This window comes from Microbacterium karelineae (assembly GCF_009745985.1).
Classification (GTDB): Bacteria; Actinomycetota; Actinomycetes; order Actinomycetales; family Microbacteriaceae; genus Microbacterium; species Microbacterium karelineae.
In genome coordinates this window covers 102,128-117,935 of sequence record NZ_WFIX01000191.1, presented here as the reverse complement: position 1 = coordinate 117,935, position 15,808 = coordinate 102,128, and the positions used below count along the sequence as shown (strand labels likewise).

The 15,808-nt window shown below is 70.8% G+C and carries 12 protein-coding genes; 8 read left to right on the top strand and 4 right to left on the bottom strand.

Annotated elements, in window-relative coordinates; genetic code table 11:
* The first annotated feature begins 6 nt into the window (after positions 1–6).
* Positions 7–933, top strand: coding sequence for a LysR family transcriptional regulator (locus GB932_RS17020; RefSeq protein ID WP_156761896.1), 927 nt, complete (start codon positions 7–9; stop codon positions 931–933).
* Between the two features lie 13 nt (positions 934–946).
* Here the strand turns inward: GB932_RS17020 and GB932_RS17015 are convergent, their stop codons facing one another.
* On the bottom strand, positions 947–3,391 hold the full coding sequence (locus tag GB932_RS17015) for a DNA gyrase/topoisomerase IV subunit A (RefSeq protein WP_231916278.1): 2,445 nt from the start codon (positions 3,389–3,391) through the stop codon (positions 947–949).
* 98 nt (positions 3,392–3,489) lie between these two features.
* Here GB932_RS17015 and GB932_RS17010 point away from each other — a divergent pair, with 98 nt between their 5' ends.
* Complete coding sequence (locus GB932_RS17010; RefSeq protein WP_156761895.1) at positions 3,490–4,623, top strand: alkaline phosphatase family protein; 1,134 nt, start codon at positions 3,490–3,492, stop codon at positions 4,621–4,623.
* A 47-nt stretch (positions 4,624–4,670) separates the two neighbouring features.
* Here the strand turns inward: GB932_RS17010 and sepH are convergent, their stop codons facing one another.
* Positions 4,671–5,654, bottom strand: a complete 984-nt coding sequence (gene sepH / locus GB932_RS17005) for a septation protein SepH (RefSeq protein ID WP_156761894.1) — start codon at positions 5,652–5,654, stop codon at positions 4,671–4,673.
* A gap of 323 nt (positions 5,655–5,977) precedes the next feature.
* On the opposite strand from sepH, the gene GB932_RS17000 reads away from it, so the two are divergent.
* Positions 5,978–6,271 (top strand): DUF4193 domain-containing protein, encoded by a 294-nt coding sequence (locus GB932_RS17000; protein ID WP_156761893.1) that lies wholly within the window; start codon positions 5,978–5,980, stop codon positions 6,269–6,271.
* Here the strand turns inward: GB932_RS17000 and GB932_RS16995 are convergent.
* Positions 6,268–6,753 carry a DUF3093 family protein gene (locus GB932_RS16995; protein WP_156761892.1) on the bottom strand — a complete coding sequence of 162 codons (486 nt, stop codon included), beginning with the start codon at positions 6,751–6,753 and terminating at the stop codon, positions 6,268–6,270. The genes GB932_RS17000 and GB932_RS16995 overlap by 4 nt on opposite strands.
* Positions 6,754–6,765: 12 nt before the next feature.
* Between GB932_RS16995 and dut the strand changes: the two genes are divergently transcribed.
* From dut to dxs, 5 genes are all read left to right on the top strand, one after another.
* Complete coding sequence (gene dut, locus GB932_RS16990) at positions 6,766–7,215, top strand: dUTP diphosphatase (protein ID WP_197517542.1); 450 nt, start codon at positions 6,766–6,768, stop codon at positions 7,213–7,215.
* A 42-nt stretch (positions 7,216–7,257) separates the two neighbouring features.
* Positions 7,258–7,860 (top strand): DUF3710 domain-containing protein, encoded by a 603-nt coding sequence (locus GB932_RS16985; protein ID WP_156761891.1) that lies wholly within the window; start codon positions 7,258–7,260, stop codon positions 7,858–7,860.
* Positions 7,860–8,663 (top strand): DUF3159 domain-containing protein, encoded by an 804-nt coding sequence (locus GB932_RS16980; protein WP_156761890.1) that lies wholly within the window; start codon positions 7,860–7,862, stop codon positions 8,661–8,663. The genes GB932_RS16985 and GB932_RS16980 overlap by 1 nt, the downstream gene beginning before the upstream one ends.
* A 177-nt stretch (positions 8,664–8,840) precedes the next feature.
* Complete coding sequence (gene acnA, locus GB932_RS16975) at positions 8,841–11,531, top strand: aconitate hydratase AcnA (protein WP_156761889.1); 2,691 nt, start codon at positions 8,841–8,843, stop codon at positions 11,529–11,531.
* 130 nt (positions 11,532–11,661) lie between these two features.
* Positions 11,662–13,614: a 1-deoxy-D-xylulose-5-phosphate synthase gene (gene dxs, locus GB932_RS16970; protein ID WP_156761888.1), complete on the top strand. Its 1,953-nt coding sequence runs from the start codon at positions 11,662–11,664 to the stop codon at positions 13,612–13,614.
* Between the two features lie 51 nt (positions 13,615–13,665).
* Here dxs and GB932_RS16965 read toward each other — a convergent pair whose 3' ends face one another.
* Positions 13,666–15,801 carry a 3-hydroxyacyl-CoA dehydrogenase NAD-binding domain-containing protein gene (locus GB932_RS16965; protein ID WP_156762251.1) on the bottom strand — a complete coding sequence of 712 codons (2,136 nt, stop codon included), beginning with the start codon at positions 15,799–15,801 and terminating at the stop codon, positions 13,666–13,668.
* Between the last annotated feature and the right edge of the window lie 7 nt (positions 15,802–15,808).

Genomic DNA, 15,808 nt, shown 5'->3' with positions numbered 1-15,808 from the left:
GAACCGATGCTCAACCTCACACGGATGCGTCTGCTCAGCGAACTCGGCCGACGCGGCACGATCGCGGCGACAGCGGAGGCCCTCAGGTACTCGCCGTCGGCGGTCTCGCAGCAGCTGTCTCTGCTCGAACGCGAGACGGGAGCACGGCTGCTCGAGCGCGATGCGCGGAGGGTCCGGCTCACACCGGCCGCTGTCGAACTCGCTCGGCATGCGGACGCCGCAGTCGCAGAGCTCGAGCGCGCCGAGGCCGACCTGGCCGCAGGCGACGGGCAGACCAGGGGAGTGCTCTCCGTCGCGTCGTTCCAGAGCGTCGTCCTCGGCGTCGCGCCGTCCGCACTCGACCTGCTGCGCGAGCGGCATCCGGAGCTGGAGGTGGTGATGACCCAGCGCGAGGTCGGCGAAGCCTATCGCGGCCTTCTCGCGCATCGGTTCGACCTCATCGTCGGCGAGGAGTACCCAGGAGTTCCCGAACCCGTGCGCGCGGGGGTGGACCGCGAGGACCTGATGGCCGACCCGATGCACCTCGTGCTTCCGCCGTCCGGATCGCTCACGCACCGCCCGCACCGCCTCGCCGACCTGGCCGATGCGCCGTGGGCGATCGATCCGGAGGACACCGTCACAGGGAGCTGGGCGCGCGCCGTATGCCGAAGTGCCGGCTTCGAGCCGCGCGTGCAGTTCGAGAGCCCCGACCCTCTGCTGCAGGCGCACCTGGTGCGCACAGGTCATGCGGTGGCGTTCATTCCCGGCATGCTCGCGGATCCGCACCTCGACGGGCTCGAGCTCGTGCGCCTGCCCGGGGATCCGCACCGCATGGTCTATACGACAGCGCGCGTCGGGCGCTCCGGGCACCCCGCGATCGGCGCATTCCGCCGCGCGCTCGGCGAGGCGCTCGCGTCGCTGCGCCCGGCGCCCGCCGCTTCCGTTCGAGTCTGACGCGGGCGAGGCGTCACAGCGCGCGGCCGATCGTCGCGACGGGCGCCTCGAGCGGCTGGCCGGATCCGTCCCGCTTCGACAGCGTCATCGGGATCTTCCGCACGGATCCGTTCGCGTCGAGCGCGTAGGCGGGATCCGGCCCGGCCCATGCGATCTGCAGGCGGTCCTCGCCCTTCAGGAACGCGTGCGCGCGCACGCCCCCCGTGGCGCGGCCCTTCGACGGATACTCACCGAAGTCGCTGATCTTCGCGCGGCCGACGTCGGTCCCCGCGAGCGTGCCCTCTGCGGTCGAGACGGTCACGACGACATTGCCGTCGCCTGCCGCGGATCCGAAGAACAGCGCCGACGCGCCGGGGGTGAGCTTGATGCCCGCCATCCCGCCCGCCGACGCGCCCTGGGGGCGCACGGACGTTGCCGAGAAGCGCAGCAGGCGCGCGTCCGTCGTGATGAACACGATGTCGGCGTCGTCCGCCGCGTTCGCGACGCCGACCACCCGGTCGCCGGGCTTGAGGGCGATGATCTCGACCTCGGGACGCGCGGGGAGGGCGGACGGCACGATGCGCTTCACGATGCCGCCCACGGTGCCGACCGCGAGCGGCACGTCGCTGTCGGGGGCGACGAGTCCGAGGATCTCCTCCTTCGCGTCGGCGAGCCCGATGTAGTCGCGCAGCCGCTGGCCGGCTCCGAGCGAGATCGACGCCTGCGGCACCGATGGGAGATCGACGGGGGAGAAGCGCAGGAGCCGGCCGGCCGAGGTGATCGCACCGACCTCCCCGCGCACCGTCGTCGTCGCCGTCGCGAGGATCGCGTCGTGCTTGCCGCGGCGCGCGGGCAGGGCGATCTCCTCGCCGTCCGGCGTGTCGATGCGCACGGCCCGCCCCGTCGTCGACAGCGCGACGACCGTCGGGGCGTCGGCGATCTGGAGATCGGCATCGTTCGCGGCGGCGGCGCGCTTCGGCTGCGGTCGCGCGTTCATGAGCACCGTGCGGCGGGGCGTGCCGAGCTCGTCGGCGACGGCCTCGAGCTCGCCGGCGACCTGTCGGCGGATCGCCGCCTCGGATCCCAGCAGCTCCTCGAGGCGCGCGATCTCGGCGAGCAGCTCGTCGCGCTCGGTCTCGAGCTCGATCCGCGAGAACTTCGTGAGGCGCCGCAGGCGCAGCTCGAGGATGTACTCGGCCTGCACCTCGTCGAGGTCGAACACCTGGCACAGGCGCGTGCGCGCCTCGTCGCTCGTCTCGGACGAGCGGATCACCTGGATGACCTCGTCGATGTCGAGGATCGCGACGAGCAGACCTTCGACGAGATGGAGGCGGTCGCGGCGCCGACCGAGGCGGTACCGCGTGCGGCGCGTGACGACCTCGATGCGGTGGTTCACGTACACGACGAGCATGTCGCGCAGGCCGAGCGTCGAGGGCTGCCCCTCGACGAGGGCGACGTTGTTGAAGCCGAACGAGTCCTCGAGGGGCGTGAGCCGGTAGAGACGCTCGAGGACCGCCTCGGGGTCGAAGCCGGTCTTCACGCCGATGACGAGCCTCAGCCCGTGCTTGCGGTCCGAGAGGTCGTTGACGTCGCTGATGCCCTGCAGCTTCTTCGACTGCACCGCATCCTTGAGCTTCTCGATGACGCGCTCGGGGCCCACCATGTACGGCAGCTCCGTGACGACGATGCCGGTGCGGCGCGGCCCGATCTGCTCGATCTGGGCCTTCGCGCGCACCTTGACGGATCCGCGACCCGTCTCGTACGCGCCCTGCACGCCGTCGAGGCCCATGATGATGCCGCCCGATGGGAAGTCCGGTCCGGGGACGAAGCGCATGAGGTCGTCCGTCGTCGCATCGGGGTGATCGAGCAGGTGCGTCGCGGCGCCGACGACCTCGATGAGGTTGTGGGGCGCCATGTTGGTCGCCATGCCGACCGCGATGCCCGTCGCGCCGTTGACGAGGAGGTTCGGGTAGGCGGCGGGAAGCACATCGGGCTGCTGGAACTGGCCGTCGTAGTTCGGGACGAAGTCCACGACGTCCTCGTCGAGGTCCTCCGTCATGCGCATCGCGGCGCGGTCGAGGCGCGCCTCGGTGTATCGCGCGGCCGCGGGACCGTCGTCGAGGGACCCGAAGTTGCCGTGGCCGTCGACGAGCGGCAGACGCATCGCGAAGTCCTGCGAGAGTCGCACGAGCGCGTCGTAGATCGCGCTGTCGCCGTGCGGGTGGAGCTTGCCCATCACATCGCCGACGACGCGCGCGCTCTTCACATGACCGCGGTCGGGACGGAGGCCCATCTCGGCCATCTGGTACAGGATGCGCCGCTGCACGGGCTTGAGGCCGTCGCGGGCGTCGGGCAGCGCGCGCGAGTAGATGACCGAGTAGGCGTACTCGAGGTACGAGCCCTGCATCTCCGTCTCGAGGGCGATGTCCTCGATGCGCTCGGCGGCAGGCGATGCCGCGGGTTCCTGCTTGCGCGCCATGCGACCCTCTCTGATGGGAAGAACGTCCGTCGGGCCGTGCACCGCGACGGCGCGGCGTCCGCATCGCCCGCTCGTCGGGCTGTGCGAGACTGGCCCGGATGCAGAAGATCCTACCCGCGGGGCCCGCCACGGCCCGGAATCTCGCCGGAGTGGCGACCGAGATCATCCGCTCGCTGCGCGGTGGGGGACAGTGGCTTCCGCCCGCGGCCTCGGGTGTCGCCGTGCTCGTCGACGGGCTGGGGGCGATCCAGCTGCGCGCCCACCAGGCGCACGCGCGACGGCTCGCCCAGGCCATGCCGCGGAAGCACGTCGCGCAGACGGTCTTCCCCTCCACCACGGCCGCGGCCCTGGCCTCGTTCCTCACCGGCGAGCATCCCGGGAGGCACGGCCTGGTGGGGTACCGCACCCTCGATCCCGCGCGCGACGTCCTGACGAATCAGCTCAACGGATACGAGCGCGACGGGCTCGATCCCGCCGCGTGGCAGCGGAGCGAGACGGTGTTCGAGCGCGCCGCCGCGGAGGGCGTCGCGGGCTATGCGGTCGGGGCGGCGTCGTATCGGTCGACGGGCCTCACGGCCGCGCTCATGCGGGGAGCCGAGTATGTCGCGGAGGACGACATCGACCAGCGCGTGCGCGTCGCGTGCGCGCTCGCGGCGCAGCAGGAGGGTGCGTTCGTCTACTGCTACATTCCCGAGCTCGACCAGGCCGGGCATCGGCACGGGGTCGACTCGGACGAATGGCGGGGCGTGCTCGAGACGATCGACCGCGCGACCGCGCCCGCTCTCGAGCCACCGCGGGGGGTCGGCACGGTGGTCACGGCCGATCACGGCATGATCGACGTGCCGCGCTCACGCCACGTTCTGCTGGCGGAGGGCGATCCGCGCCTCGACGGCGTGCGCCACCTCGGCGGGGAGCCGAGGATGCTGCACGTGTACGCGGAGCCGGGCGAGGACGTCGGCGCGCTCGCGGAGCGCTGGCGGAGCCTGTGCGAGCGGACGGCCGATGTGTCGACGCGCGCGGAGGCCATCGCGGACGGCCTCTTCGGGGAGGAGATCGCCGCCCATGTGGAGGGGCGGATCGGCGACGTCCTCGTCGCCGCGCGCGGGATCTGGGCGTTCTATGACGATCGTCTCGCCGACAAGGGTGCGCAGCGGATGATCGGGCAGCACGGATCGATCACCCCCGAGGAGACGACCGTCCCGCTCATCCGACGCGGCGCGTACGCGGGCTAGAACGCGCGTCGTGATCGGGTCTGCGTCGACCGATCACGACACACGTCTCAGTCGTCGCCGCGGGCTCCGAAGACGATCTCGTCCCAGGAGGGCATCGCCGGGCGGCCGCGGCGCCGCGACGCCTGATCGGGCGCGGGGCCCGAGGCGGGCTCGTCCGCCGGCGCATCAGCGTCGTCGGCCGCGTCGGCGGGCGGGGTCTCCTCGAGATTCGGGTCGATCGCGCCGAGGACGGCGACGGGGCGGCCGCGAGGGGCGTCCCGGGGATCCTCGTCGTCATCGGCGACGGGCGGCGTCTCGCGCTGCCCGCGCTTGCGTCGCAGGGCCTCCAGCAGGTCGGCGGTGTCGGCCGTGCGCTCGGGCTCCGGCGCGGCGGGCGGCTCCTCCTGGAACGCCTGTTCGTCGAATGTCGAGGCGTCCTTCGTGTCGTCGACGACGTCGAGAGCGCGGAGGCGGGGGATGAGGCCGTCGGGGATCTTTCCCTGTCGAGACAGCTGCACGGCGTCGTCGTTCGCCGGGGCGAGGGCGCTCCGGCGAGGGTCGAAGCTCCATCGCGCGTCGCGTTCGATGCCCGACGCCTCGAACATCAGCTTGACGACCCAGCCCTCGTCCTCCTTCCAGCTCGACCAGCGCTCCGCGGAGGCCGAGATGTCGGCGAGCTTCTGCCGGATGGCGGTGCCGAAGGTGGGGTTGTCGTCCTGGTCGACGCGCACGCCCGTGAGCACAGGCATCGCGAGAGCGCGATCGACGATGTGCTCGCGCTCTGCGAGCACGGGGCCCTCGAACAGGCGGACGCGGTCGAGGTCGCAGGACAGCAGCTCTGCGACATCCTCCGCGGACATGCCCGCACGCATGTGGGCCTGGATCTCCTTGGGGCTCGGTCCGAGATCGCGGGACCTCGGCTCGGCCTCGGCGCGCGACCGGCGCACTTCCGCGCGCAGCATGTCGTCGATGTCGAGGGTGAAGCGCTGTCCCTGCTCGGTGGCGAGGACGAGCCTCTCGCCCTCCGTGCCGACGATGGTCAGCTGTTCCATCCTGCTCCTCTCCGCCTGGCGCGGCGCTCGTCGCGCCCGCACATATGGTGACACGGAGGGTGCGCGAAACCGGGAACAGCGCGGGCGCGCCGCTTGTTTCATCCTGTGCGGCAGGGTGCGACGCGCCGAAGCCATCGCCAGTGCATTTGCGAAAAGCGGCGTACTCGTGCAAACTGTCGCCGCCCCGCGCAGAGAGCCGCGTCCGCGTCAGCTGTCGACGACCGCAGACGAGCCCTGCTGATCGCCGCCCGTCGAAGACGCGCGCCGACGGCCGCGGGAACCCTCTCCCATCCACAGACTTGCGAAAGAAGTGACGCCCGCAGATGGCAACTGATTACGACGCACCGCGGAAGAACGAGGACGAAGGCAATGAGTCGATCGAGGCCCTGAAAGCGGCGCGATCGAACCAGGGCACCGCGGTCGAGAGCGAGGACTCCGACAACCCGAGCTTCGTGCTCGGCGGCAACGACCTCTCGAACGTGGAGCTCGACGTCGTCGTGCTCCCTCCCCAGCAGGACGAGTTCACCTGCATGAGCTGCTTCCTCGTGAAGCACCGCTCGCAGCTCGACCACACCGACGACAAGACGGGGCCGATCTGCAAGGACTGCGCGGCCTAAGCGCGCTGCGCACGCCGGATCGCGGCCGCGAGCCGGTCCGGCGTGCGCGTCGAGATCGTCCACGACCTCACGGGATCGTCGGGATCGTCGTTCGGAACGAACACGATCCCGGCGATCCCTCCGCGTATCAGGTACCAGCCCTTCGGATCCAGGCCGACGCCGCGCGCGGAGCGGGCCTCGTCGTCCTCGAGCGGACGCGGATCGCCGAGGAGCGAGACGTCGATATGCGCGCGCCCCGCGCGCAGCACGCCGTCCGACACGGTCACGACGGGTGCGAGCCCGACCAGCAGCGCGATGAGGGCGACGGCCGCGCCGAGGCCGAGGGCGAGGGCGACGAGCGCGTCGATCCGCACGAAGACGAGGGACACCATGGGGGCGACGATCGCCGCGCCGGCGATGATCTTCAGCGACGGCGCGAGGCGTTCGCGATACGCGCCCTCCGCGATGCGGCGGACGGCGCGGGGAGCTGGCTGGTTCTGCATTACCCTCGTTGCGTGAGCGAATCCGTGGATGTCCCCATTGTCGCACCCGACGTTCCCGCCTACGCGCATCCCGGTGACGCGGGGGCCGACCTCGTCTCGACGGTCGACGTGCTGCTCGCCCCCGGTGAGCGGGCGCTCGTCCCGACAGGGGTGCGGGTCGCTCTGCCGGACGGATGTGCGGGGTTCGTCGTGCCGCGCAGCGGCCTCGCCGCGAAGCACGGCATCACGATCGTGAACGCGCCGGGCACGATCGACGCGGGGTACCGGGGCGAGATCAAGGTCGCCCTGCTGAACACCGACCGCGAGGCGCCGTATCAGGTGTCCGCGGGTGATCGCATCGCGCAGCTGATCGTCGCCCCCGTGATGCGGGCACGATTCGTGGCGGTCTCCGACCTCGACGAGAGCGCCCGCGGCGACGGCGGCTTCGGGTCGTCGGGCTACGCGCACGGCGGCGCCCGCTGACCGCGGCGCCCACGCAACGAGAAGGAAGACGTGACGACAGCGATGACTGAATCCCACGAAGAGCAGGACGAGCAGATCCCGACCGAGAAGTCGGCGCCGGCCGACCGCGCCGAGCGCGGCCCGTTCGATGCCTCCGAGGCCAATCCCGTGCGGCCGTACATCGACATCGGCGGCATCAAGGTGCTGCCGCGGGAGGGGCTGAACCTGCGGCTCGAGGTCGAGGAGAAGACCCAGCGCATCGTCGCGGTCGGGCTCGACTACGCCGACTCGACGCTCCAGGTGCAGCCGTTCGCGGCCCCGCGTTCGACGGGGCTCTGGCACGAGACGCGCGCGCAGATCCGCGCACAGGTCGCACAGCAGGGTGGTCGCGTCGAGGAGCGGGAGGGGCCGCTCGGCGCCGAGCTGCTCGCGGAGGTCCCCGTGAGCGCTGAGGCGGGCGCGGGCATGCGGATCGCGCGCTTCGTCGGCGTGGACGGGCCGCGCTGGTTCCTGCGGGGCGTCATCGGCGGCGAGGGCGCGAGCTCTCCCGAGGCGGCCGAGCAGGTGGAGGACCTCTTCCGGTCGATCGTCGTCGTGCGCGGCTCGGCGCCGATGCCTCCGCGCGACCTCATCCCGCTGTCGATGCCGTCGACGCCGGGCAGCTGATGGCCGCGTCCGAGGATCGCCCGGGCGGCGAGCCCGACCGAGACGAGGGCGGTCCGCATCCGGATGCCACCCCGCTGACGCCGCCCGCCGCCGATGCACCGCGCCCGTCGGCCGTCTTCGGCGAGGCCCTCGGCCAGGCGGCGCGGCGCGCCGGACTCGATCCATCGCAGTCGGCCTCGACCGGGGGAGTCGTGTGGAAGGCGATCGGCGGCGTGCGGGGGATCGTCGAGTCGGTGCTTCCGCTCGTCATCTTCCTCGTGAGCCTCACGATCTGGCCGGATCGCCTCGTCGTCGCCGTCGGGGCCTCGATCGCCGCGGCCGGGGTCTTCACGATCGCCCGCCTGGTCCAGCGTCAGCCGCCGTCGGCCGCGCTCGGCGGGCTGGTCGCGGTCGGCGTGGCCGGCGCGCTCGTGCTGTTCACGGGGCGCGCCGAGGACAACTTCATCCCGGGCTTCATCACGAACGTCGTCTACGGCTCCGCACTCCTCGCCTCCGCCCTCGCGGGATGGTCGGTGATCGGCCTCGCCGCCGGATTCCTGATGGACGACGGCGTGCGCTGGCGGCGCGATCGGCGCAAGCGGCGGGTGTTCTTCTGGCTCGCGATCATGTGGTCGGCGCTGTTCTTCCTGCGCCTCGGCGTGCAGTTCCCCATGTGGCTCGCCGACGTGGACGTGCAGGTGCTCGGCACCGTCAAGCTCGTGATGGGGATCCCGCTGTTCGCGCCGCTGGTCGCGGTGACCTGGCTGACGGTCCGCGCCGCGTATGCGCGACCCGTCGGGGGCCTCGACACGCCTGCTCCGTGACCGGCGCGCGCCGCCGCGGCCGGTGGGGTACGATTTATCTTGACGTCAAGATAAATCTCCTCGTCTGAGGCGGTGCTCCGACGAGTCGGCGGTGAGGATTCCCTTACTGGCAGCGAGCCCGGACCCGCGGCAGGATGAGGGGGAAGTCCGCGGTCGATCCTGAAGGAGACGAATCCGGTGTCCACGGTGAACAGCTTCGGTGCGAAGAGCACCCTGACGGTCGGCAGCTCCGACTACGAGATCTACCGCATCGATGCGGTCGAGGGCTACGAGAAGCTGCCCTACAGCCTCAAGGTCCTCCTCGAGAACCTGCTCCGCACCGAGGACGGCGCGAACGTCACGAAGGAGCAGATCGGCGCGCTCGGCAGCTGGGATGCCGCCGCCGACCCGCACACCGAGATCCAGTTCACGCCCGCGCGCGTCGTGATGCAGGACTTCACGGGTGTGCCCTGCATCGTCGACCTCGCGACCATGCGCGAGGCGGTGGCCAGCCTCGGCGGCGACCCGAACAAGATCAACCCGCTCGCGCCCGCCGAGATGGTCATCGATCACTCGGTCATCGCCGACCTCTTCGGCCGCGCCGATGCGTATGAGCGCAACACGGAGATCGAGTACGAGCGCAACGGCGAGCGCTACCAGTTCCTCCGCTGGGGCCAGACGGCCTTCGACGACTTCAAGGTCGTTCCCCCCGGGACGGGCATCGTCCACCAGGTCAACATCGAGTACCTGGCGCGCACGACGTTCACGCGCGAGGTCGGCGGCGTCACGCAGGCGTACCCCGACACGTGCGTCGGAACGGACTCGCACACGACGATGGTCAACGGCCTCGGCGTGCTCGGCTGGGGCGTCGGCGGCATCGAGGCCGAGGCGGCCATGCTCGGCCAGCCCGTCTCGATGCTCATCCCGAAGGTCGTCGGCTTCAAGCTCACGGGCGAGATCCCGATCGGCGTCACCGCGACCGACGTCGTCCTCACGATCACCGACATCCTGCGCCAGCACGGCGTGGTCGGCAAGTTCGTCGAGTTCTACGGCGATGGCGTCGCGCAGGTGCCCCTGGCGAACCGCGCGACCATCGGCAACATGAGCCCCGAGTTCGGCTCGACGGCCGCGATGTTCCCGGTCGACGACGTCACGATCGACTACCTGCGCCTCACCGGCCGCTCGGACGAGCAGCTCGCGCTCGTCGAGGCGTACGCCAAGGAACAGCACATGTGGCACGACCCCGCGGTCGAGCCCACGTTCAGCGAGTACCTCGAGCTCGACCTCTCGACGGTCGTGCCGTCGATCGCCGGACCGAAGCGCCCGCAGGACCGCATCGAGCTCACGAACGCCAAGGACCAGTTCTCGAAGGACCTTCCCGTCTACTCCGAGGTCCCCTCGAAGCCGACGAAGGTCACGAGCGCCGCCGGCGAGTACGAGCTCGACAACGGCGCCGTCACGATCGCGGCCATCACGTCGTGCACGAACACGTCGAACCCGTCGGTCATGCTCGCGGCGGGTCTGCTCGCGCGCAACGCCGCCAAGAAGGGCCTCACCTCGAAGCCCTGGGTCAAGACGACGATGGCGCCCGGCTCGAAGGTCGTCACCGAGTACTACGAGAAGGCGGGGCTCAACTCCGACCTCGAGGCGCTCGGCTTCTACACCGTCGGCTACGGCTGCACGACGTGCATCGGCAACTCGGGACCCCTCATCGAGGAGGTCTCGCAGGCGATCAACGACAGCGACCTCGCCGTCACGGCCGTCCTCTCGGGCAACCGCAACTTCGAGGGCCGCATCAACCCCGACGTGAAGATGAACTACCTCGCGTCACCGCCGCTCGTCATCGCGTACGCGCTCGCGGGCACGATGAACTTCGACTTCGACAACGACCCGCTCGGGACCGACCAGGACGGCAACGAGGTGTTCCTTAAGGACATCTGGCCGTCGGCCGACGAGGTCCAGCAGACGATCGACACCTCGATCTCGACCGAGATGTTCGACCGCCAGTACGCCAGCGTGTTCGAGGGCGACGAGCGGTGGAAGAACCTGCCGACGCCGACCGGATCGACGTTCGAGTGGGCTCCCGAGTCGACCTACGTGCGCAAGCCCCCGTACTTCGACGGCATGACGCTCGAGCTCGACGCCGTGAAGGACATCGAGGGCGCGCGGGTGCTCGCGAAGCTCGGCGACTCGGTCACGACCGACCACATCTCGCCCGCCGGCGCGATCAAGGCCGACAGCCCGGCCGGTCAGTACCTGACGGAGCACGGCATCGGCCGCAAGGACTTCAACTCCTACGGCTCGCGCCGCGGCAACCACGAGGTCATGATCCGCGGAACGTTCGCGAACATCCGCCTGCGCAACCAGCTCCTCGACGGTGTGGAGGGCGGCTACACCCGTGACTTCACGCAGTCCGGCGCCCCGCAGTCGTTCATCTACGACGCGGCGCAGCACTACGCAGAGCAGGAGACCCCGCTCGTCGTGCTCGGCGGCAAGGAGTACGGCTCGGGATCCTCGCGCGACTGGGCGGCCAAGGGCACGCGCCTCCTCGGCGTGAAGGCGGTCATCACGGAGAGCTTCGAGCGCATCCACCGCTCGAACCTCATCGGCATGGGCGTCGTCCCGCTGCAGTTCCCGGAGGGCGAGTCGATCGACTCCCTCGGGCTCGACGGCACCGAGGTGTTCTCGATCGAGGGGCTCACGAAGCTCAACGACGGCGAGACCCCGAAGACCGTGCGCGTCACCGCCCAGCCGAGCGAGCACTCGCCGGCCGGCAAGTCGATCGTCGAGTTCGACGCCGTGGTCCGCATCGACACACCGGGTGAGGCCGACTACTACCGCAACGGCGGCATCCTGCAGTACGTGCTGCGGGACCTCGTCGCCAGCTGAGCCGGCGACCGTCCGACGGCCCCCTTCCGCGCGAGCGGGAGGGGGCCGTCGGCGTCCCGGGGAATCGTCGGGTTTCCCGTATTGCGCGCGCGGGCGGGTTGTTCTCGGGGCGTGGGCGTAGGCTCGTTCCATGAGTCTGTTGGACACGATCTCCGGACCGCGGGATCTCGATCGCCTGTCTCGGCGGGAGCTCCAGGAGCTCGCGGACGAGCTGCGCGAGTTCCTCGTCGAGAACGTCTCCCGCACGGGTGGCCACCTCGGCCCGAACCTCGGCGTCGTCGAGCTGACGATCGCGCTGCACCGCGTGTTCGACTCCCCGCAGGATCCGATCGTGTGGGATACGGGGCACCAGTCGTATGTGCACAAGCTGCTCACGGGGAGGCAGGACTTCGACCTCCTGCGCTCCCGCGGCGGCCTCGCGGGCTACCCGCAGCGCTCCGAGAGCGAGCACGACGTCGTCGAGTCGTCCCACGCCTCGAGCTCGCTCAGCTGGGCTGACGGCATCTCGCGGGCGTTCGCCCGAACCGGACGTGGTGACAGGCACGTCGTCGCCGTCCTCGGCGACGGCGCGCTCACGGGCGGCATGACCTGGGAAGCCCTCAACAACATCACCGACGACAACGACCGCAACCTCGTCATCGTCGTCAACGACAACGGCCGCTCGTACGCGCCGACGATCGGCGGCATGGCGCGGTACCTCAACCGCGTGCGGACCGCCGGTCCGTACCGCGACCTCGACGCGAAGTCGGGCCGCGTCGCGCGTCGGCTCGGCAAGGTCGGCCGGGCGCTCTATCGCGGTGTGCGCGGCGGCACGCACGGCTTTCTGTCACGGTTCACGAACAACTCCGCCCTCTACGCGCAGCTCGACATCAAGTACCTCGGGCCGGTCGACGGTCACGATCTGTCGGCGCTCATGGAGACGCTGCAGCTCGCGAAGTCGTACAGTGCCCCCGTCATCGTCCACGTCATCACCGAGAAGGGCCGCGGATACGACCCGGCACGCGAGGACGAGGCCGACCAGTTCCACGCCGTCGGCCGCATCGACCCCGCGACGGGCGTCTCGCTCGGCTCGTCGGGCGAAGGCTGGACCGATGTGTTCGCGCAGAAGCTCGTCGAGATCGGCGAACGCCGCGACGACGTCATCGCCATGACGGCCGCGATGCTGCGCCCCACTGGGCTCGCCCCGTTCGCGGCGCGGTTCCCGGATCGCGTGTACGACGTCGGCATCGCCGAGCAGCACGCCGTGACCTCGGCCGCGGGGCTGGCCTACGGCGGCCTGCATCCCGTCGTCGCGATGTACGCGACCTTCATGAACCGCGCCTTCGACCAGGTGATCATGGACGTCGCGCTGCACCGTGCGGGCGTGACCTTCGTCCTCGACAGGTCCGGCGTCACGGGCCCCGACGGCCCGAGCCACCACGGCATGTGGGACCTCGCGCTGCTGCACATCGTGCCGAACGTCCGGATCGCGGCGCCACGCGACGCCGCGCGGCTGCGGGAGGAGCTCGACGAGGCGGTCGCCGTCTCCGACGCACCGACGGTCGTCCGCTATCCCAAGGGCGAGGTGGGCGAGGCGATCGAGGCGATCGAGCGCACCGACGACGGCGTCGACGTGCTCGCGCGATCCGGCGACGAGGACGTGCTGCTCATCGGCATCGGTCCGTTCGCCCGTACGGCCCTCGAGGTGGCCGATCGGCTGCGGGCGCAGGGGATCGGCTCCACGGTCATCGATCCGCGCTGGGTGGTTCCCGTCGCCGACTCGATCGTCGACATGGCAGCCCGCCACCGCCTCGTCATCACGATCGAGGACGGGATCCGCGTGGGCGGGATCGGCACGCGCGTGCGGCAGGTGCTGCGCGAGCGCGGCGTCGACACGGCGGTCGACGAGCTCGGGCTGCCCGACACCTTCATCGACCACGCCTCCCGCGGCCAGATCCTCGACGACGCGGGCCTCACGCCCGCGAAGATCGCGCAGGACGTCGTCTCGCAGGTGCTCGGCACCCGCATCCCCGTCGCGCGGCAGACCACGTCGCCCGCGCCGCACACGGGCGAGGTCACGAGGATCCGCCGCCAGGCCCGCTGACGACGACGGGCCCGCCACCGCGGTGTGCGGTGGCGGGCCCGTCGTCGCGCGTCAGGCGATGCCGCGGATCGGCGGTTCGTGGAACGCGCCGCCGGCGGCGCGCTCGGACGCGCCGGACCGGTCGAGGTACGGCGTCGCCCCGCCGTCGATGAACGGCCAGCCGGCGCCGAGGATCAGCGCGAGGTCGATGTCCTCGACCTCGGGCACGACGCCCTCGTCCAGCATGAGACGGATCTCGCGGGCGAGCTCGTCTTCGACACGGCGCAGGATCTCCTCGGCGTCCGCGGGCGCGTCGCCGACGGTGATCGCCTTCCGCGCCTGCTTCGTCAGGCCGGTGATCCGCTTCTTCCTGTCGCGCTCGAGCGGGCCGTCGATCTCGGCGAGCGCATGCAGGTTCGCGGAGGCGTGGAAGCGCTCGGGGAAGTGGCGCGCCATCGTGTCCTGCACGTGGGCCGCCACCTTCCAGCCCACGAGGTCGATCAGCTCGAAGGGTCCCATCGGCAGTCCGAGCGGGGCGAAGGCCGCCTCGACGTCGGTCACCTCCGCGCCTTCGTCGACGGCGCGGATCGCCTCGCCCATGACCTTCGCGAGCAGGCGGTTCACGATGAATCCGGGAGCGTCCGCGGATCCGATCGCGTTCTTCTTCAGCGCCTTCGCGGTCACGAACGCGGTCGACAGCGCGGCGTCGCTCGTGTGCGGCGTGCGCACGATCTCGATGAGGGGCATGACCGCGACGGGGTTGAAGAAGTGGAATCCGACGAGGCGCTCGGGGTGCGCGAGCACGGAACCGATCTCCTCGACCGACAGCGACGACGTGTTCGTCGCGAGGATCGCGTCGTCCGCGATGTGCTGCTCGATCTCGCGGAACACGTCCTGCTTGACCGAGGTCTCCTCGAACACCGCCTCGATGACGAAGTCGCAGTCGGCGTAGTCGGCCTTGTCGACGGTGCCCGAGACGAGGCCGCGGAGTCGACCCGCGGTGTCGGCATCGAGGCGCCCCTTCTCCTCGAGCTTCGCGATCTCGTCGCGGATGTAGCCGAGGCCCTTGTCCACGCGCTCCTGTGAGACGTCGGTGATGAGGACGGGCACCTGGAGGCGCCGCACGAACAGCAGCGCGAACTGGCTGGCCATGAGACCGGCGCCGATCACGCCGACCTTCGTGACGGGGCGCGCGAGGTCCTTGTCGGGCGCCCCGACGGGCCGCTTGGCGCGCTTCTGCACCAGGTCGAAGGCGTACATCGACGCGGCGAACTGGTCGCCGGCGATGAGCTCGCCGAGCGCCTCGTCCTCACGGGCGAAGCCCTCCTCCCGGGTACCCTTCGCGGCCTTCTCGAGGAGGTCGAGGGCGCGGTACGGCGAGAGGGGCACCGTGCCGATGCGCTGCTCGAGCATGCCGCGCGCGATCTTGATCGCGGCCGGCCACTTCGTCGCGCGCTCGATGCGGCCCGGCGCGTTCCTCCGCTCGACCTTCTCCTCGCCGGAGAGCACTCGATCAGCCCACGCGAGCGAGTCCTCGAGGAAGCTCGCGGGGGAGTAGATCGCGTCGAAGATCCCGAGGTCGAAGGCCTGCTGCGGCTTCAGCGTGCGGTTCTGCTTGAGCGGGTTCGAGATGACGACCTCGAGCGCCTTCTCGATGCCGATGAGGTTCGGCAGGAGATACGCGCCGCCCCACCCGGGGATGAGGCCCAGGAACACCTCGGGCAGTGCGATCGCCGCGGCCGACGCGTCGACCGTGCGGTAGGTGGAGTTGAGGGCGACCTCGAGGCCGCCGCCGAGGGCGAGGCCGTTCACGAACGAGAACGACGGCACACCGAGCTCGGAGAGGCGGCCGAGGACGTCGTGGCCGCGCTGAACGATCCGCAGGGCGTTCTCGGCGGTGCGCAGCGCACCGATCTGCGACAGGTCGGCTCCAGCGGCGAAGATGTACGGCTTGCCCGTGACGCCGACGGCGTCGATCTCGCCCGCCTCGGCGCGGGCGCGGAGCTCGTCGAGCGTGTCGCCGAGCTCGCGCAGCGTGAGCGGACCGAGGGTGTTCGGACGCTTGTGGTCCTTGCCGTTGTGCAGGGTGATCAGGGCGAGGGTGCGCCCGCTCGCGAGCCGCACATCGCGGACGAGCGAGTGCGTGACCACCTCGTCGGCCGCGGCGGCCTCGAGCCCGGAGAAATCGATGGTGCGATAGTCGGTCATCTGCCCG